The organism is Candidatus Saccharimonadia bacterium (assembly GCA_035544015.1).
Taxonomy (GTDB): Bacteria; Patescibacteriota; Saccharimonadia; order UBA4664; family UBA4664; genus UBA5169.
Map to the genome: position 1 here is coordinate 1 of DATKIP010000085.1, position 2,028 is coordinate 2,028.

Consider the following 2,028-nt stretch of genomic DNA (forward strand, 5'->3'; position numbering starts at 1 on the left):
TTTATATCACTATATGCGGTGCTGTACAAATATACAGCACAGCTTCCTGGCACACAATAGAATATTTTTGGAATAATTTGTTGTTAAAAATGGTGTTGCCGCGTATCATACGCCGATCGCTACCAAGGAGTGAGTTTTATGCCATTTATTCACAAAGAAGAAGCCGAGATTCTCGTCCGCCCGTTTTTTGACGACTTTGAGCAGATTGTCAAAGCGGCATGGCAAGACCAGCAATTCCAAATTCAATAGCTAATTTTGACGCAACTCGTTAACGACGGAATAATCGGGCATGCTATCCGGTTTTGTCCGGCTTTGGTTCGAAGCTGGCAAGCATAAAAGCCATGAGATGGTCCCAACTGTCGAAGGGCAAGTACTGCATGAGAGCGCGCACGTGCTCGAAGAAGGTGCGGCGTGATGGCAGCTTCGCGCGTATCTCGCGATAGCGATCATCGAGCCAGTCAAGCGCAGTGTGCAGCAGAAAGGCCATCAGGATCATGGTCGCCATCAGGTTGGCGAGATGCTTTTTCCCATGTCCGAAGTTGTGCTCGAAATGATACCCCTTGGTCTTCAAGGTGTTGTTGTTCTCATTTTCGATTTTCCACCGCGCGCGGCCGGCTTTCGCGAGTTCCGCGACATTGCTCTTATCGACATCGTGGGAAGTAGCCCAGGCATTGCGGAACGTCACTTTGCCGTCCTCGTTGGTGGTGACCAGTTCGAGCCAGTTGACCAGCAGCGCCGCATCGCTGTTGATCAGCGGGAGGTGGCTGGCGAAACGATACGTATCGGTAACGTGTTTTTTGCCGACGCGTCGCGCCACGGCCACGGTGTTGATGGTGCCGTTGCGGTTCAGGTCTGCCACCCATTCGTAGAGCGTCGAATGCGATTCAGGCTTACAGGAGAGCAGGAAGTGGGCCTTGAGCGCGAGCACTTTTTCGCAAAACGGCTGATGGCAATACAGATCGTCGCCGAGCACGGTCATCGCGCGTGCCGCGTAGTGTGCGCCCCAAGTGTCGAGCCAGCGTCCGGCCGCGGCCAGTTCGCAATCCTGCTTGTTGTGGCCATCTTGCGGGGTGACGAATTCCGGCGGCAATGCGACCACCTTATCCTGCCCGGGCGCCACGATCACCGGCGTCACAGCGATATGGCGGTAACGCACGCTGCCATCTTTTTGCCTGGCTTGCGTACAGCAGAGGCAGGAAATGTTTCTCGAGGAGTGGAAATCAGTGCCGTCCAGGGCCACCAGCATGGTGCCACCGATTGAGCGATGGCCTTCCAGATGGCCTTGTTCGTACAGCGTGTCGCCGATCCGCGCCATCACCGGATACAGCGCTTGCGGCGGCACCGGATCGAGCAGGTTGCGAATTTGCGGCACCGACGGTATCTGGTGTACCCCGAACAGCGAATTGGCATTGTTCCGCCCGTGCGCTTCCTGCATCCGGATTTGCCAGTCCAGAAACGAGGGCGACTGGGTAAAGCACACCGAAAACGCCGATAGGCCCGCGTCAATCATCCCGAACATCGTAGCGTTACTTGGCAGACGGCCATCGGGCAGATCTGTCAAAGCGGCGCGCACATGACCCAGCAAACTGGCGCGGGAAAATGCGGGCAGCGCAATGGCAAACACATCGGTGCGGTGCTCCGGCTTCGACGTGGACATGGCCATGCAGTAGGAAGCGATATTGCGCGCTAAAAATTAATTGCGCAAAAGTTAACACGCAACCAGAAAGTTTACAAGCTCTCTTTTGGTTTTTCCTAAACTATTTTTCCCCCGCGATGCGAAACAGTCGGCAGCTCTGCGTCAGGAATGTCAGGAAAATCGAATTTGGAATTGCTGCTTCAGGAGAAGATACAAGACGGTTTCCCGGCCGATGCCGACGATGCCAGGGACAAGGCGGGGCATGTCCTGTCGGAGCTCAAGTATTACCAGTTCGCCGCGCAAGCTTCCGCATATTTGTCCACCGAATACGCAAAATATCTGACTTCCATTCCCGTTGCGGCACAACCAACGGCGTGGATCACCGACACCGC

2 protein-coding genes are annotated in these 2,028 nt (G+C 55.0%); one reads left to right on the forward strand and one right to left on the reverse strand.

The annotated features are described in order from the left end of the window. Positions 1-292 precede the first annotated feature (292 nt). Positions 293-1,585 (reverse strand): ISNCY family transposase, encoded by a 1,293-nt coding sequence (locus VMT30_06140; GenBank protein ID HVQ44519.1) that lies wholly within the window; start codon positions 1,583-1,585, stop codon positions 293-295. A 237-nt stretch (positions 1,586-1,822) separates the two neighbouring features. On the opposite strand from VMT30_06140, the gene VMT30_06145 reads away from it, so the two are divergent. Further along, a partial coding sequence (locus VMT30_06145) for a hypothetical protein (protein HVQ44520.1) occupies positions 1,823-2,028 on the forward strand: 206 nt, incomplete at its 3' end.